The organism is Nitrospirillum goiasense (genome assembly GCF_034427435.1).
Lineage (GTDB): Bacteria > Pseudomonadota > Alphaproteobacteria > Azospirillales > Azospirillaceae > Nitrospirillum.
Window position 1 is genome coordinate 158334 of record NZ_JAXQNP010000001.1, and the last position, 14240, is coordinate 172573.

General features: G+C 67.2%; 13 protein-coding genes. 2 read left to right on the forward strand and 11 right to left on the reverse strand.

Going from position 1 to position 14240, the window contains the following annotated elements; all coding sequences use genetic code 11:
* Positions 1 to 750, forward strand: coding sequence for a radical SAM protein (locus ULB03_RS00735; RefSeq protein ID WP_322481720.1), 750 nt, complete (start codon positions 1 to 3; stop codon positions 748 to 750).
* On the opposite strand, the gene ULB03_RS00740 is transcribed toward ULB03_RS00735, so the two are convergent.
* From ULB03_RS00740 to ULB03_RS00750, 3 genes are all read right to left on the reverse strand, one after another.
* The gene (locus ULB03_RS00740) at positions 743 to 2182 is read right to left on the reverse strand and encodes an oligosaccharide flippase family protein (RefSeq protein ID WP_322481406.1); all 1440 of its coding nucleotides are present in this window, start codon (positions 2180 to 2182) and stop codon (positions 743 to 745) included. The genes ULB03_RS00735 and ULB03_RS00740 overlap by 8 nt on opposite strands.
* The gene (locus ULB03_RS00745; protein ID WP_322481407.1) at positions 2179 to 3450 is read right to left on the reverse strand and encodes a glycosyltransferase family 4 protein; all 1272 of its coding nucleotides are present in this window, start codon (positions 3448 to 3450) and stop codon (positions 2179 to 2181) included. Before ULB03_RS00745 ends, ULB03_RS00740 begins: the two co-directional genes overlap by 4 nt.
* Before the next feature lie 98 nt (positions 3451 to 3548).
* Entirely contained in the window at positions 3549 to 3953 is a 405-nt protein-coding gene (locus ULB03_RS00750) for a group II truncated hemoglobin (protein ID WP_322481408.1), read from the reverse strand.
* A 317-nt stretch (positions 3954 to 4270) separates the two neighbouring features.
* Between ULB03_RS00750 and ULB03_RS00755 the strand changes: the two genes are divergently transcribed.
* Entirely contained in the window at positions 4271 to 6493 is a 2223-nt protein-coding gene (locus ULB03_RS00755; protein WP_322481409.1) for a glycoside hydrolase family 3 C-terminal domain-containing protein, read from the forward strand.
* A 220-nt stretch (positions 6494 to 6713) separates the two neighbouring features.
* Here ULB03_RS00755 and ULB03_RS00760 read toward each other — a convergent pair whose 3' ends face one another.
* The 8 genes from ULB03_RS00760 to ULB03_RS00795 all read right to left on the reverse strand — a co-directional run bounded on the left by ULB03_RS00760 (position 6714) and on the right by ULB03_RS00795 (position 14231).
* Positions 6714 to 7115 (reverse strand): hypothetical protein, encoded by a 402-nt coding sequence (locus tag ULB03_RS00760; protein WP_322481410.1) that lies wholly within the window; start codon positions 7113 to 7115, stop codon positions 6714 to 6716.
* 333 nt (positions 7116 to 7448) lie between these two features.
* The gene (locus ULB03_RS00765; protein ID WP_322481411.1) at positions 7449 to 7664 is read right to left on the reverse strand and encodes a hypothetical protein; all 216 of its coding nucleotides are present in this window, start codon (positions 7662 to 7664) and stop codon (positions 7449 to 7451) included.
* Positions 7665 to 7677: 13 nt separating this feature from the next.
* Positions 7678 to 8025: a hypothetical protein gene (locus ULB03_RS00770; RefSeq protein ID WP_322481412.1), complete on the reverse strand. Its 348-nt coding sequence runs from the start codon at positions 8023 to 8025 to the stop codon at positions 7678 to 7680.
* Positions 8026 to 8077: 52 nt separating this feature from the next.
* Positions 8078 to 8446 carry a hypothetical protein gene (locus ULB03_RS00775; protein WP_322481413.1) on the reverse strand — a complete coding sequence of 123 codons (369 nt, stop codon included), beginning with the start codon at positions 8444 to 8446 and terminating at the stop codon, positions 8078 to 8080.
* A gap of 187 nt (positions 8447 to 8633) precedes the next feature.
* Positions 8634 to 8993 carry a hypothetical protein gene (locus tag ULB03_RS00780; RefSeq protein ID WP_322481414.1) on the reverse strand — a complete coding sequence of 120 codons (360 nt, stop codon included), beginning with the start codon at positions 8991 to 8993 and terminating at the stop codon, positions 8634 to 8636.
* Between the two features lie 60 nt (positions 8994 to 9053).
* Complete coding sequence (locus tag ULB03_RS00785) at positions 9054 to 9371, reverse strand: hypothetical protein (protein ID WP_322481415.1); 318 nt, start codon at positions 9369 to 9371, stop codon at positions 9054 to 9056.
* Positions 9372 to 9498: 127 nt separating this feature from the next.
* Positions 9499 to 13770: an RHS repeat-associated core domain-containing protein gene (locus ULB03_RS00790; protein WP_322481416.1), complete on the reverse strand. Its 4272-nt coding sequence runs from the start codon at positions 13768 to 13770 to the stop codon at positions 9499 to 9501.
* 2 nt (positions 13771 to 13772) lie between these two features.
* On the reverse strand, positions 13773 to 14231 hold the full coding sequence (locus ULB03_RS00795) for a DcrB-related protein (RefSeq protein WP_322481417.1): 459 nt from the start codon (positions 14229 to 14231) through the stop codon (positions 13773 to 13775).
* Positions 14232 to 14240 lie beyond the last annotated feature (9 nt).

A 14240-nucleotide genomic window follows, 5' to 3' on the forward strand; every position in this document is an offset into this window, starting at 1 on the left:
CTGGACAAGGCGGTTCGCCACGCCCGCAAGCGCGGCATGATCGTCACCACCATCACCAACGGCTTCCGCCTGACCCAGGAATGGATCGAGCGACTGAACGCCGCCGGCCTCCAGGGCATGCAGATCAGCATCGACAACCTGGAACCCGACGACATCTCGATGAAGAGCCTGAAGTCGGTGGAGGGCAAGCTGGAGCTGCTGTCCAAGCACGCCCAGTTCAAGGTGAACGTCAATTCCGTGCTGGGCGTGACCGGCGAGAGGACACAGGACGTGGTCACGGTGGCGGAGACGGCCGCCAAATACGGCCTGCAGCATTCGGTGGGTGTGCTGCACGACGGCAGCGGCACGCTGAAGCCGCTGAGCCCGGCGCAGATGCAGGCCTATGAGAAGGTCACCCAGATCTCGCCGTCGATGGTGCACAGCCTGAATTACTGGCTGTTCCAGAAGAACCTGATGAACGGCCAGGGCAACGATTGGCACTGCCGCGCCGGCGCCCGCTATCTCTACGTCACCGAGGACGGCCGGGTGCATTGGTGTTCGCAGCAGCGCGGATATCCCAACATCCCGTTGCTGGACTACACGCTGGAGGACATCAAGCGGGAGTATCATACGGAAAAGGGCTGCGCGGCCACCTGCACGCTGAGCTGCGTGCACCAGATGAGCATGTTCGACCGCCGTCGGCAGACCATCACCGACCCGACGACCAAGGCGTCCACGCCTCCGGTGTCCGCGGCGGGGCCGGTCAGCTGACCGGCTTTTCCCGGTCGTAGCGGAACAGCCCGCCGTAAACCGCCGCCATGGCCGCCACGACGATGGCGACCCCGGCGGCGGGCCGCTCGCTGCCCGGTAGCAGGCGCAACAGCCAAACCAGGGTCGCCATGACGGCGATCCCCGCCCCCGGCAGGGCGAAGGCCCGGACCACGGTGCCGGCGGCGATGCCCCAGGTGCCGCGCAGGTAGTGGGCGCCCCACAGCAGCAGCGGCGGGTACATCGCCAGCCATACCGCCGAAACGGCGACGATGCCGGCCGCTGCCGGCAGCAGCAGGCCCACGGCGACGATGCCGGCGCTGAGCAGCGCCAGACTGGTGGCGGACAGCCGCGCCGCCAGCCCCGGCCGCCCCGAGGCCATCATCAGCGGGGTCAGCAGTTGCGCGGTGACGCGCAGCAGGGCGGCGCCGGCCAGCAACTTCAGGGGCAGGGCGGCGGCGGCATAGCTGCCGCCGTTGTCGTCGTGAATCAGGGCGGTCAGGGAGTCCGCCGCCAGGATCAGCCCTACCATCAACGGCGCTGTCAGCAGGGCCAGCCGGCGCAGCGACCAGGTCAGCGATTGGGTCAGGCCATCGCGGTTCCCGGCCATGCGGGCGAAGACGGGCAGCGCGGTGCGGTTGATCAGCGTGCCCACCGCCATCACCGGCTCCATGGCGATGTCGAAGGCCACGCGGTACAGCGCCAGGGGGGCAGCACCATAGAACCAGCCGACCAGCAGGAAATCGATGTTCTTGAAGATCTGCTCGAACAGGTTCACGGCCGCGGCCCGGAACCCGAAGCGGACCAGGCCCCGGATGTCGTCCCGTTGGAAATGCAGGCTGGGCCGGAAAGGACGCGCCAGTGTCGCGCCGATCAGGGTGTAAAGGCCGCTGGCGACGTAGCCCGCCACCAGGGCCCAGGCGCCGGCCCCGGCCATGGCCAGTCCCAGGCGGGTGAGGGCGGCGCCCAGGGTGGCGGCGACGTTGACCATGGCGATGCGCTCATAGCGCAGGTCGCGGTTCAGCAGCGCCAGGGGGATGACGGCGGCGGCCACCAGCGGCTGCTTGGCGCCCACCGCGATGAAATAGGCGGCCATGCCGGGCACGCCGTACAGCAACTCTATTCCCGGCGCCGCCACCAGGGTCAGCGCGCCCATGGCCAGGGCGGCGGCCATGATGAACCAGAACAGGCTGTCCAACTGGCGTTTGCTGACCGATGGGGCCTGCAGCAGGGCATCGCCCGTGCCCAGGCCGTCGAAGGCCTCGATCACCATGCCGGCGGAGATGACCAGGGAGGCGACGCCGACCTGCTGCTTGCTGAGGAAGCCCAGCACCGCCAGGATAGTGGTGAAGTCGATCACCTTGGCCAGGACGGTGGCGCCGCCCAGCCAGTTGAACCCCCGGCGCAGGTGGCGCTGATGATCGGTGTCGCTCACGGGCGGTCAACAGCGGCGGAAGGGGGCGTCCCGGGGTCCGGCCGGGGCGGCAGGACCAAGGCCCGTGTGCGCAGCAGGTGCCGCAGCCAGTCCCGCGACTGGCCGAACCACGCCCGGAACTCCGCCTTGCCCCAGGGGCGCCGCGCCGGCGCTGGTGTCGTCAGGCGCTCTTGGATCAGCGCGTGGATGCGCGCCGCCCGTGCCGCCCAGGTGTAGCCCTGGCTGTCGGACAGCGCCGCTTCCGCCAGCCGGTGGGCGCGGGCGGGATCGGTCAACAGCGCGTCGATGCCGGCCACCAGCTCGGCCGGGGAATCCGGCGGGCAAAGATAGGCGTTCTCGTCATGTCGCAGTACCTCCGCCACGTCCGGCGTCTGTCCGGCCAGAATGGGGCGCCCGGAGGCCAGGTAGAAGAACACCTTCAGCGGCAGGACGGTGGACCCGAACTCCGCCAGCGGCAGCCGGGATGGGGGGATCAGCAGGATGTCGGCGGCGTAGATGTAATCGGCCAGCGCGTCCGCCGTCTGGTAGGGCACGATGCGCACATTGGGCACGTCGCGCGCCATCACCTCGATGGGGCCCTCGCCGTACGATCCCACCAGGATGAACAGCACGTCGGGCCGCAGCCTCGCCGCCTCGATGGCCAGGGCCAGGCCCTTTTTGTGGTTCACCCGGCCGGTATAGACCACCGTCTTGCGGTCGGGCTCGACACCGATGCGCCGCTTCGCCTCCGCCACCGGGATGCGCGCCTGGAAGCGCGCGGGCTCGAAGCCGTTGCGGATGCAGCGCACCTTGTCCTCCGGCAGGCCCAGCGCCAGGTACTTCCGCCGCGTGTACTCGGAATGGCAGATTTTGACGATGAAGCGCCGGTGGCCGACCAGGCGGTACAGCCAGTACTGCAGCGGCGGGATCTGGTCCGGCCAGGGGCGGTAGTGGTCGAAGGCCACCCGCTGGCCGAACAGCAGGGCCATCCAGGCGACCCAGAGGTTGCGGGTATAGACCAGATCGGCCTGTTTGAATTCCGCCCGGAAGGGCAGCGTCAGGCCACACAGGAAATGCCGCAGCGCCGCCGGGCGCGCCGGCGCGTGCGCGGGCACCACCGTCAGGCCGCTGACCCGCTCCGCCACGATGGCCGCGTCCCCTTCCGCCACCGGCACATGCATCCACGATCGCTCGGTCAGCGCGGCGAGATAACGGGCCGTTGTCGTGAAGACTTCGGCATCGGCCTCTGTACTGGCGAGGGAATTTTCAAAGGTGAACAATATTCGCATTGAAAACCATACCAGGCAGGGACCCGGGTGCAGGGTCGTGGGGAGTGTTCGCACATATGGCCTGGTGACTCAATCGCCGGCCGCGCCGTGCCGACGCGCTACCCGGCCTGCTGGTTGCGCATGAAATCGGCCAGGGGTGCCAGTGCGCCCAGGATGGCCTGGCGGCCCCGCGCATCGGGAATGGTCTCGTCCAGCGCCCGCTTCATGCACAGCAGCCAGGCGTCACGCTCCGCCTCGCCAATCCGAAAACCCAGGTGGCGGGCGCGCAGGCGGGGGTGGCCACGCTCGGCGGAATAATCGCCCGGCCCCCCCATCCATTGCGCCAGGTACAGCGTCAGCACGCGCTTGGTTTCGGCCAGATCCACGGGATGCATGGCGCGCAGGTCGCGCGCCTCCGGTACCGTGTCCATCTGGTGATAGAAGGCCTCGACCAGCCGGCCGATGGGCTCCATCCCGCCGATCCACTGGTAAAGGGTGGTCTTCTGTCCGCTGTCGCCGGTCATGGTCTGGGCTCTGCCTGTCCTGCGGCCCCGAGGTGTGGGGCGCGGCGCCTTGTACCGCAAAGCCGCCCCGCCCGGAAGCACGGCGCGCCCACCCGTGGCCCCAGGGCATTCATCAAGGGATATGCGATATCCCGGAATTATCACCTTCGCCCGCCCGCCGCGTGCTGGTATGAAGGGGAGCGGCACCCACCCGGGTATGCCCAGGGAGAATACGCGCCAGCGGTGCCGTCACCGGCCCCGCCGCCTTAGCGACCAAACGAAAATCGGGAACGTCCATGTCGGTTAAACATCACCTGCTGCTCTCCACTGCGTTGCTTATGACAACGCTTACCTATGCCGGTTCCCGCGCCGCCTGGGCCGCCGACGCGCCGGCCGCCCCGGTCACCGGCGCCTGGCAGGATGCCGCCCAATCGCCCGACGCGCGCACCAGCGCCCTGCTGAAGGTGATGACGCGGGAAGAGAAGCTGCAGTTGGTGTTCGGCTACTTCTCCACCGACTTCAAGCCCAAGGCCTACACGCGCATCGAGGGCGGCATGGCCGACTCCGCCGGCTATGTTCCCGGCATCGCCCGCCTGGGCATTCCCGCCCAGTCGCAGACCGACGCCGGTGTCGGCGTGGCCACCCAGGCCAGCCCCACCCCGCGCCTGCGCACGGCGCTGCCGTCCGGCCTGGCGACGGCCGCCACCTGGAACCCGGATATGGCGTTCGCCGGCGGCGCCATGATCGGTGACGAGGCCCGCCGCTCCGGCTTCAACGTCCAGCTGGCCGGCGGCGTCAACCTGATGCGCGAGCCGCGCAACGGCCGCAATTTCGAATACGGCGGCGAGGATCCTTTGCTGGCCGGCACCATCGTCGGCCATGCCATCAAGGGCATCCAGTCCAACAACATCATCTCGACGCTGAAGCACTATGCCTTCAACGACCAGGAGACCAGCCGCAACTTCATCGACGTGAAGGTCGATGAGGCGGAAGGCCGGCAGTCCGACCTGCTGGCCTTCGAGATCGCGCTGGAGACGGGCAACCCCGGTTCCGTCATGTGCTCCTACAACCGCGTCAACGGCGCCTATGCCTGCGAGAACGACTGGCTGTTGAACCAGGTCCTGAAGAAGGATTGGGGCTTCAAGGGCTTCGTCATGTCCGACTGGGGCGCCACCCACTCCACCGCGCCGGCCGCCAACGCCGGGCTGGACCAGCAATCCGGCTATCCCTTCGACAAGTCACCTTATTTCAAGGACGCCCTGGATGAGGCGGTGAACAACGGCCATGTCAGCGCCGCCCGCCTGGACGACATGGCCGCGCGCATCCTGCGCGCCATGTTCGCCAATGGCCTGTTCGAGCATCCGCTGAACGGCGACCAGGCGGCCACCATCGACTACGCCGCCCACGCCAAGGTCACCCAGGCCGACGCGGAAGAGGCCATCGTCCTGTTGAAGAACCAGGGCGACGTGCTGCCCTTGGCCAAGACGGTGAAGACCATCGCCATCATCGGCGGCCATGCCGACGTCGGCGTGCTGTCGGGCGGTGGCTCGGCCCAGGTCTACCCCTATGGCGCGCCCGCCAACGGCCTGATCATCCCCAACGAGGGGCCCGCCGTCTTCCCCGGCCCCATGGTCTATGACCCCTCCTCGCCCCTCAAGGCGCTGCAGGGCCTGACCCAGGCCAAGATCACCTACATCGACGGCAAGGACGCCAAGGCCGCCGCCAAGCTGGCGGCCAGCAGCGACGTCGCCATCGTCTTCGCCACGCAATGGACGGGCGAGGGCCAGGACGCCATCGACCTGAACCTGCCCAACGACCAGGACGCCCTGATCAAGGCCGTGGCCGGCGCCAACAAGAAGACGGTGGTGGTGGTGGAGAACGGCGGCCCGGTGGTCATGCCCTGGCTGGACAAGGTGGCGGCCGTGGTTGACGCCTGGTACCCCGGCACCAGCGGGGGCGAGGCCATCGCCCGTGTGCTGGCCGGTGAGGTCAACCCCTCCGGTCACCTGCCGGTCAGCTTCCCGGCCTCGGTCGATCAACTGCCGCGCAAGGTGGTGGACGGCGACCGCAAGGACAAGGCGGAACATCCGCATGTCGACTACACCATCGAGGGCGCGGCCGTCGGGTACAAATGGTATGAGAAGAAGGGCCTGAAGCCGCTGTTCCCCTTCGGCTACGGCCTTAGCTACACCACCTTCGCCGCGTCCGACCTGGCCGCCGCGCCGGAGGGCAAGGGCCTGAAGGTCAGCCTGACGCTGCGCAACACCGGGGCCCGCGACGGCAAGGCCGTGGCCCAGGTCTACGTGGCCCCGGCCGCCGGCGGCTGGGAAGCGCCGAAGCGCCTGGGCGCCTTCCACAAGGTGGCGCTGAAGGCCGGTGAAAGCCAGAGCGTGAGCCTGGCCGTGGACCCGCGCCTGCTGGCGACCTACGACACCGCGGCGCACGCCTGGAAGATCAAGGGCGGCGATTACACGGTGATGACCGGCACGTCCTACCAGGACATCACCGCCAAGGTGACGGTGCACCTGCCGGACGCCACCCTGCCCGTGGGCGCGCCGTAAGCGCATCATCGCGTGAGTAATACGCGCGGCATGAGGTATTGCCTCATGCCGCGTAGGCCGCGACTGCGGCCGCCGGAGCGAGTACCGCAGGGCGCAGCGAGGATGAGCCAAGCCGGCGGATGTCGGCGCCCGGCGACTGAGGGCGGCATTTGAGCGGTCACGATCAAATGCCGTTAGTATAATAGGGGCGTCCTTGGGGGCGCCCCTTTCATTTCGGGCTTCAGCCGGTCAGGCCCGCCTCGCCCCGGCAGGCGGCGGCGATGGGCTTGGCCTTGTCCATCAGCAGGGCGGGGGCGCCGGTCAGGCCCTTGCGCTCCTGCTCCGCCAGGACCGTTACCTCCTTGTCTGTCAGCGCCGCGTTCACGCGCGTGGCGGTGCAGTCGCAGAAGCGGTGCAGTTTGGCGTCCGCCACCCCGGCCGGCGACGACGCCCGCGCGGCCTGGAAACAGTGCTCGGCGAAGTTGGCCGTCATGGCGGCCCGGAAACCAGCCACCTCCGCCGATTGGGCCGCCGATTGGGCCGCCGACGGGGAGGATGGCGACCGCATGAAGGCGACCCCGAGGCCGGCCACGCCGCAAACGACGACAAGCGCGACGGCCATCTTGGTCTGGTTCATGCGCATCGGCGGCTCTCCATTCTGTGTATCCCGCGTGAACGGGAGTATGGACGGACGCGGCGGTTTTGTCAGGGGCGCTTGGCCAGAATAATCTTGAACCACGCGCAGGGTTCCGACCTATCGTTGGGTCTGGTAGATCCGCATTTCTTCCGGTCGGCGGATGTATGCGCGCGCACTGCTGCTATCGACTGTGATGTTACCGCAGCGGCACTCGGCGAAATGGGCGGGCATAGATGGCACCATGTTGCCGCAGTTCAGGCATTCGTAACTTATATTTTTTCCGGCGGGATAGCCTTGCCCAGGGGAAAACGGGAGAGGGCGTCGCATTGTTCAGTAGTCTTATCCGAAATAATGGAGGAGATCGGCGATCCTATCGCGATCTTCCGGGGCGATGGGGTCGCGAAGATTGATACAGATGTCATTCAGCAGGCCGCGTACGGGGGGTGAGGGCAAATCCAAGGCCAGGATGGCCAGTAATTCCTGCCGCTTGTGCGCGTCTTTCACGTACAGGCGGACCAGATCCTTCAGAATGATGGTCGCTTCTTCTCTCGTCATCGCTTGATCCTTGTCACGCGGGCCGGATTGAGAACGCCTTGGGTTCCGTCCACGCGATCACCCAATACGGTCGATCGACACGTCCGTTGTCTCGATAGTGGGCAACAACCTCCGCAGGGCACCAATCCCGGCCAGAGGAAAACAGGGCGCCGATATCGATCAGGGCATGGATCAGGGTGATCCTGTCCTCGGTGGACGTGATGGCGCGTCTATGTTCACCGTTCCACAGCTGAAATCCTAAAGGGGCAAGGGCTCCCTGGTCGGCGGGGGTCATGGCCATCGCCACCGCGCGCGCTCCCGCCAGTTCGGTAACGATGACGCCCTGCTTAGGCAGAACCGCCGCGGGCTCCCCGTGACTCAATGGAAGATTCCCCAGGGTTGAGATTGGCCACCTTCGGGCCATGGATCGCTCATCAATATGCGGGCCCCAGCCGGACCAAGGCGCTCACCAGCGGATCATAGGCGAAATGCCAATCGGCCCAGGGTTCCGTCAATTTCATCGCTCCACAGACTATGGAGACGCCGGTTTCCAGATTGCTGGACAAGTATCCGAAGATATAGCCCGCTGGTGGCGGCAGCTCCGCCACCAGCGCGCCATCTGGGCCGAATATCTTCAGCATGAGATGAACGACGTCGTAGGTGGGCGGGCAGGCGGCAAGGACGAACAAGCGGTCGCCGTACGCATAGGCTGACTCCGCGCCCGGAATGGCTAGGGTGAGCGGTCCACCCTCCCGCGCCCAGAAAACATTCTTGCCTGGGTGCACCGTGATCAGTCCATCCATGGTGGCCTCCCGGTTCTACGATGGAATGCCCCGGTCTGTGCCCGGCGGTGCCAGCCGGCCTTCTGCCTGACGGTGGCGGCATTGCTCTACCAGGGGCAAGGCCGCCGACAGGTCCCGACGGTAACGCTCGAACTCCGCTCCAGGCCCAGGCTCGGTTGTTGGTGCTACAGATGCCGCTCTATTGGCATCAGCCTGGGATCTGCGCCTCTTTGCGGCAGGCGTTGGAGATGAGGTCGAGCTTGGGGGCGAGTTCCGGTGGCACGCCCGTTTGGCCCTGATGCTCCAGATCCACCAAGTGCTTGACCTCATCATCGCTCAAGGCGGCGTCCAGCTTGGTGGTGGTGCATCCGCAATAAGCCTGCACCTGGGCCGCGCTGATCCCCGGTGCGGCGCTCGCTGCCTTGACGCATTGTTCCATCATCCCGCCGGCCATGTTCTTGCGCAAGGTGGCGACATCGGGATGACTGCTTTTGAGGAATGTGTAGCCAAAACCAATCACGCCGCCGGCGATGATGGCGACACCGATCAATACTGCCTTGGAGGTCATGGCGGTCTCTCTTGATTTGGCTGAAATATTTCTGAAATTTATGACTGTGTGGTATTGTTTTCAATATTTCTCCCTGTAGAACGCCTCTAATTTCCTTGCAATTTCTATGACATCTTCGTCATCGCACCATTCTCCAAGATATCTGGTGACTCCGATGTTGGTAACACCAGGGGAAAATCCGGATGATGGGCGAGGGAATTTTTTTGCAATAACAGATTCTTTCATTTTCATCAGATTATCAATAAGCCTTTGATAATATTCAATCCGCCATAGATCGGATTTTTCGTAATTTATTTCTGATATCTTTCGTTCTGAAAGATTTATATTGTCCTGTATAAGCTTAATAAATCCTTCTTCTTTATCATCAAGTGTGTTCATTTTGGTATTCCTCTGGATTCCACGACCCAAGATGGGTCAAAATCTTTAAATCTGTATTGCAGCGCGCCGCCCTGGAAAATTGTGCCGTCAGCGCCTGTCTGTTGAGCGGCCTCACCAACATAAGCCGTTATGTCAGTTCCTTTTGGGATTTTAATAACAGTTGCCATTTCACGACTTCCCCATTCAGGGGGAGGGCAAGCCCTTGATGAACGTCGTCAATAGTCGAAAATTTGTTACCCTGCTCAAGACTCGTCCACCACTTTGCACTCCGCCCCTGACCCAGCGGAGTATTAGCATGATAAGAAGTCAGGGTTAGGTCTTCTTCCAGGGGGCCTGACATCAGCTTATAGCCAGGCTTGAAATTGGCGAGGTCATCCTCGAACCCTCTGGAGTAATCAATTCTGTTACTGGATAATGCATCCAAGCCGCATTCCAGCCCCATCGGATCAACCCACTGCACCGGGTTGGGCGCGTAGGCGGCGATGTTGCTGCCACCGCGCAGCCGGATGGGGTCCTGGGTGATGAAGCAGCCCTCGGCCGGGGCGTAATAGCGGTGGCGGTTGTAGTGCAGGCCGGTTTCGGGGTCGTGGTACTGGCCCTGGAAACGCAGGGGGTTGGGGATGGTGGCGACGGTCTGGCGGGCGAGCGCCCCCCAGGCCTTGTAGTCGGCGGCCCACACCACCTCGCCATTGTCGTTGGTCAGCTCCTGTGGCGTGCCTAGATGGTCCAGGTGGTAGTGGTAGGCCTGGGCGCGCTGCTCCGGGTCCGTCCGGCGCAACTGGGCCAGGGGGCGGAAGGTGCCGGGTTCGTAGACATAGACGGTGGCCAGGGGGTCGGCGGGTGCGGGCGCCGCGTCCGCCGCCTTGACCTCCACCGGCGCGCTTTCGGCCAGCAGGGCGTCGCCGTCCCAGAGGAAGGTGGTGCGTTGGGCGGCGACGGGCGCGGGGGCGCCAGCGTCGTTGGCCGGGACGGGGGCCGAGTGGGCGCTTTCCTTCCACACGCGACGGCCGAAGGCGTCGTAGCCGAAGCGGGTGAGGGTGGTGCCCCGGCGGCCGCTCTCCTCCACCGCCGTCAGGCGGTTGCCGGCGTCGTAGCGATAGTCCACGGTCACGGCGCCGCCGGCGGCGCGCCATTCCTTCACCCGGTTGCCCCAGGCGTCGTACTCGAACTTGGCGTCGCCATGGACCAGCAGCCGGTCGCCCCGCGCCTCGCCGCCCCAGAAGGCGGCATCGGGGCCGGAGGCCAGGATGTTGCCGGCGGGGTCGGTGACGAAGCTTTCGGGGTTGGCGCCCTCCACTGCCAGCAGGCGGTCGCAAGCGTCATAGCGATAGCGCCTGACCCCGCGCCGCGCATCCTCGATGGCGGTCAGGGTGTCGGCGCCGTCATAGCCGTAGGCGCGGGCGTAGACGGTCTCTCCCCCCGCCGCGCCGCCAGTGGCCCGGCGGCGGCCTTCCTGGCGGACCAGCCGGCCCTGGGGATCGAAGGCCTGGATTTGATGGATGCCGCCGGCCAGGCGTTCCACCTCCCGCCCCGCCGCGTCGCGGGCGAAGCGGGCCAGCGCCTTGCCGTCCAGCCCCACCGCCGCCGGCAGGTTGTCCGGACCCCAGGCGGTGTCCAGCCGCCGGCCGTCCGGCAACAGGGTGGCGATGCGCCGGCCCCGCGCGTCGCGCAGGAAGCGGATTTCCTGGTCGCCCTGCCGTTCCAGCACCGGCCGGCCGGCGGCGTCATAGGTGAGGGCGACGTGGGTGTCGGGCGTGTCGGCGGACAGCAATCGGCCGGCGACGTCGTAGCCGAAGCGATGGCTCTGGCCATCGGCGTACAGCGTTTCCAGCAGGCGGCCGGCGGGGTCGCGGGTGAAGCGGGTCACCCTGCCCTGGTCCACCGCCGCGGCGACGAAGCCGGCGGCGTCGCGGTGATAATCCAGGCGCCGCCCGTCGAAGCCCGTTTCCCCCACCAGTCGGCCGGCGGGATCGTACTCCAGGCGGTACTGTTCCCCCTTCTGGTTGAACAGGGCCACCAAGTTCAGTTCGCTGTCGTACTGATAGCGGAAGACGGAGCCGTCGGCGGCGATGCGCTCCACGGGGTAAGGCAGGCCGTCATAGCGCCAGCGGGTGACGCGGCCCAGCGGGTCGCGGTGCAGGGTGGCGTGGTCCTCGGCATCGTAGTCCAGCGTCACCGTGCCGCCGTCGGGGCGGTGCAGGGTGGTGACGTTGCCGTTGGCGTCACGCTCCAGCCGCAGGGGCGCGTCCTCGCCCCGCCGCATTTCCACCACCCGGCCCAGGGCGTCGTGGGTGTAGCGGCGGCGGTCAGCCTTGGCCGTGCCCTCGGCCAGCAGGTCGCCCTGGGGGGACCAGCTGTAACGCGCCAGCAGGCCCAACTGGTCCTGGATGGCCAGCGGCAGGCCGCGCGTGTCACGGGTATAGCGGGTGACCTGCCCCAGCGGGTCGGTATAGGTGATGAGGTTGCCGCGCCGGTCGTAACCGAAACGCTCCACCGCGCCATCGGCCCGCGTCACCTGGACGGGGCGGCCCAGGGTGGGGTGCGAGAGGTCGCGTTGGGCGCTGTCATCACCGTAGCTCAGCCGCGTGACGGCGCCGTCCGCCGCCACCCGCTCCACCAGGCGGCCCAGATCGTCATAGGTCAGGTGCAGCGTGCGGCCGTCCGGCCCCGTCAGGGCCAGCAGGTTGCCGGCGGGGTCGTAGCGGTGACGGGTGACGCCGCCCAGCGGGTTCACCTCCTCTTCCACCAGGCCCAGCTTGTTCCAGCGATAGCGGGTGACGGCGCCGCGGCCGGTGGTGACCACCGTGGTGTGGGCCTGGGTGTCGTAAACCATGCGGGCGCGGTACAGCCCGGTCTCGCCCGACAGATGCACGCCCCAGGTGTCGACGCAGCGGGCATCGCGGCCGCGCGTCACATCGTCCCAGACGAACTGGAAGCGCAGGCCGCCGCGCCGCGTCTCCTCCACCAACAGATGGTTGTCGTAGCGGTAACGCCAGGCGTTGCCGCGGGCGTCGCGCGCCTCCACCAGGTCGCCGGCCGCGTCATAGGCGTAGCTGACCAGGCGCAGCGGCTCGTCGCCGCCGGCGGGGTCGGGGCCATCGACGGCGGTGATGCGGCCGGCCTCATCCGTGGTGACGGCGAAGGCGCGGCCGGCGCTGTCCCGGATGCCGGTCAGGCGGCCGCCGGCCCCGCGGTGCAGGACGATGGCGTTGTCGTTGGGGTCGACGACGTGCGCCAGGTGACGCAGGCCGGTCTGGCCGTCCCGGTCGCCGAAGACGTAGGCGATGCCGGTGTAGGTCGCCAGCCAGTAGCGCCGGCCGTCGGTGTGCAGCACCAGCCGCTCCACCACGTTCAGGCTGGGGCGGCCGGGGGCCGGGTCGGTGAAAAAGGCCAGGCGTCCGTCGGCCAGGCGCGCGGCCCAGCCGCCCCCGTCGATCCAGCGGTATAGCGCCATGTCCAAGGGGTGGTGCCAGCCCGAGCCCAGCTCGCCCTTGTGGGTGGAACTGGACATCCACACGCGCGACCACACCAGCGGCAGGGGGCCCGCCACCTCGAAATCCATCGCCTCGGTGAACAGCTCGCCCGTGGCCACGTCCACGGGGTGGCCAGCAGTGTAGCGGCTGGCCAGCTTGCCGCCGGCGAAGCCGCCAGCGGCACCGCCCAGGGCTTCGCCGATGATGCGCCCGCGCTCTCCGCCCACCGCCTGGCCAATGGCGCCACCCACCTTGGAGCCGGCGTAGCCGCCCGCCATGCTGATGACCGTGGTCTCGCCGAAGGTCGCCAGGCCGCACAGCCCTTCCGCCATGAAGGCGCCGGCGGCACCGGCGCCCAGCGCCAAGAGGGAGCCGCCGATCATCAGGTATTCGGCCGCCGTGTTGGCCCAGTCCGGCACTTCGCCATGGATATCCATGTAGGTGCCGGGGTCGCGGCCGATGAAGACGTCGTGCGACCCGTCCATGATGGACCCGTCGCATTCCAGCTTGTCGCCGATACGGGCGGCCGGCTTGCCGTTAATGAAGACCGTCTTGCTGCCCTGGGCGATGTGCTGGTTGGGCGGCCCGTCGCGGGAGCAGGTGGCGGCGTCCTGGATGGCGCGGGCGGCCGGCTTGTCGTTGATCAGCACATTGCTGGAGCAATCGGGCGCGATTTCCCCGGTCTGATCGGTGAAGGTGCTGCCCAGCGCCTCGCCCAGCAGGGCGCCGCCGCCGGTGGCCGCCATGGCGCCGCCCACCGCCGCGATGACGCCCAGTGCCGCCCCGCCCGTTCCCACCACGGCGATGACCGCCAGCGCCGCACCCAAGCCAATGGCCGCCCCGGCGATGAAGCCGGAGAGCGCGCTGGTATGCTGGATGGGGTCCTCCAGCCGGGCCGCCCCGTATTGCGGCGCGCCGCCGTCCATCGTCAGGCCCCGGCGGCGCCGGCACCGGCGGGTGCCGGCCAGGCGAAGCTGTTCAGGATCTGCATGAACTGCGCATCCGCGTCCGCGAATTCGGTCAGGCGCGCGGTGTTGACGATGGTGATGCAGCGGCCGTCGGGCAACAGGCTGTAGACCTGCCGCTGCTTGATCGGGCCGGCGCCGCCATCCCACTGGAAGAGCAGTTCCACCGCCGGTCGGCCGGCCAGCATGACATCCTGGCGGGTGATCAATTGGAAGCTGCGTGCCCGGGCGATCAGATCCTTCAACTGCCGGTTCACGTAGGCGCCCAGGCCTTCCTCCGCCTGCGGCCGGTCATAGGCGACCATGATGTTGGGCACCACCGGGCCGCCGCTGGGCGGGGCCGACCAGGCGATCATGGAGCGGTCGATCCAACTATCCGGCAACTGGATGCTGAAGTCGGGGGTGCGGCAGGTCTGCGGCATGGCGGGTTT

Excerpts from the sequence above, each read along its gene's own strand:
- ULB03_RS00745 (WP_322481407.1), bottom strand. The coding sequence starts at position 3,450 with ATGCGAATATTGTTCACCTTTGAAAATTCCCTCGCCAGTACAGAGGCC.
- ULB03_RS00750 (WP_322481408.1), bottom strand. The coding sequence starts at position 3,953 with ATGACCGGCGACAGCGGACAGAAGACCACCCTTTACCAGTGGATCGGC.
- ULB03_RS00755 (WP_322481409.1), top strand. The coding sequence starts at position 4,271 with ATGACAACGCTTACCTATGCCGGTTCCCGCGCCGCCTGGGCCGCCGAC.
- ULB03_RS00760 (WP_322481410.1), bottom strand. The coding sequence starts at position 7,115 with ATGCGCATGAACCAGACCAAGATGGCCGTCGCGCTTGTCGTCGTTTGC.
- ULB03_RS00765 (WP_322481411.1), bottom strand. The coding sequence starts at position 7,664 with ATGACGAGAGAAGAAGCGACCATCATTCTGAAGGATCTGGTCCGCCTG.
- ULB03_RS00775 (WP_322481413.1), bottom strand. The coding sequence starts at position 8,446 with ATGGATGGACTGATCACGGTGCACCCAGGCAAGAATGTTTTCTGGGCG.
- ULB03_RS00780 (WP_322481414.1), bottom strand. The coding sequence starts at position 8,993 with ATGACCTCCAAGGCAGTATTGATCGGTGTCGCCATCATCGCCGGCGGC.
- ULB03_RS00785 (WP_322481415.1), bottom strand. The coding sequence starts at position 9,371 with ATGAACACACTTGATGATAAAGAAGAAGGATTTATTAAGCTTATACAG.
- ULB03_RS00790 (WP_322481416.1), bottom strand. The coding sequence starts at position 13,770 with ATGGACGGCGGCGCGCCGCAATACGGGGCGGCCCGGCTGGAGGACCCC.
- ULB03_RS00795 (WP_322481417.1), bottom strand. The coding sequence starts at position 14,231 with ATGCCGCAGACCTGCCGCACCCCCGACTTCAGCATCCAGTTGCCGGAT.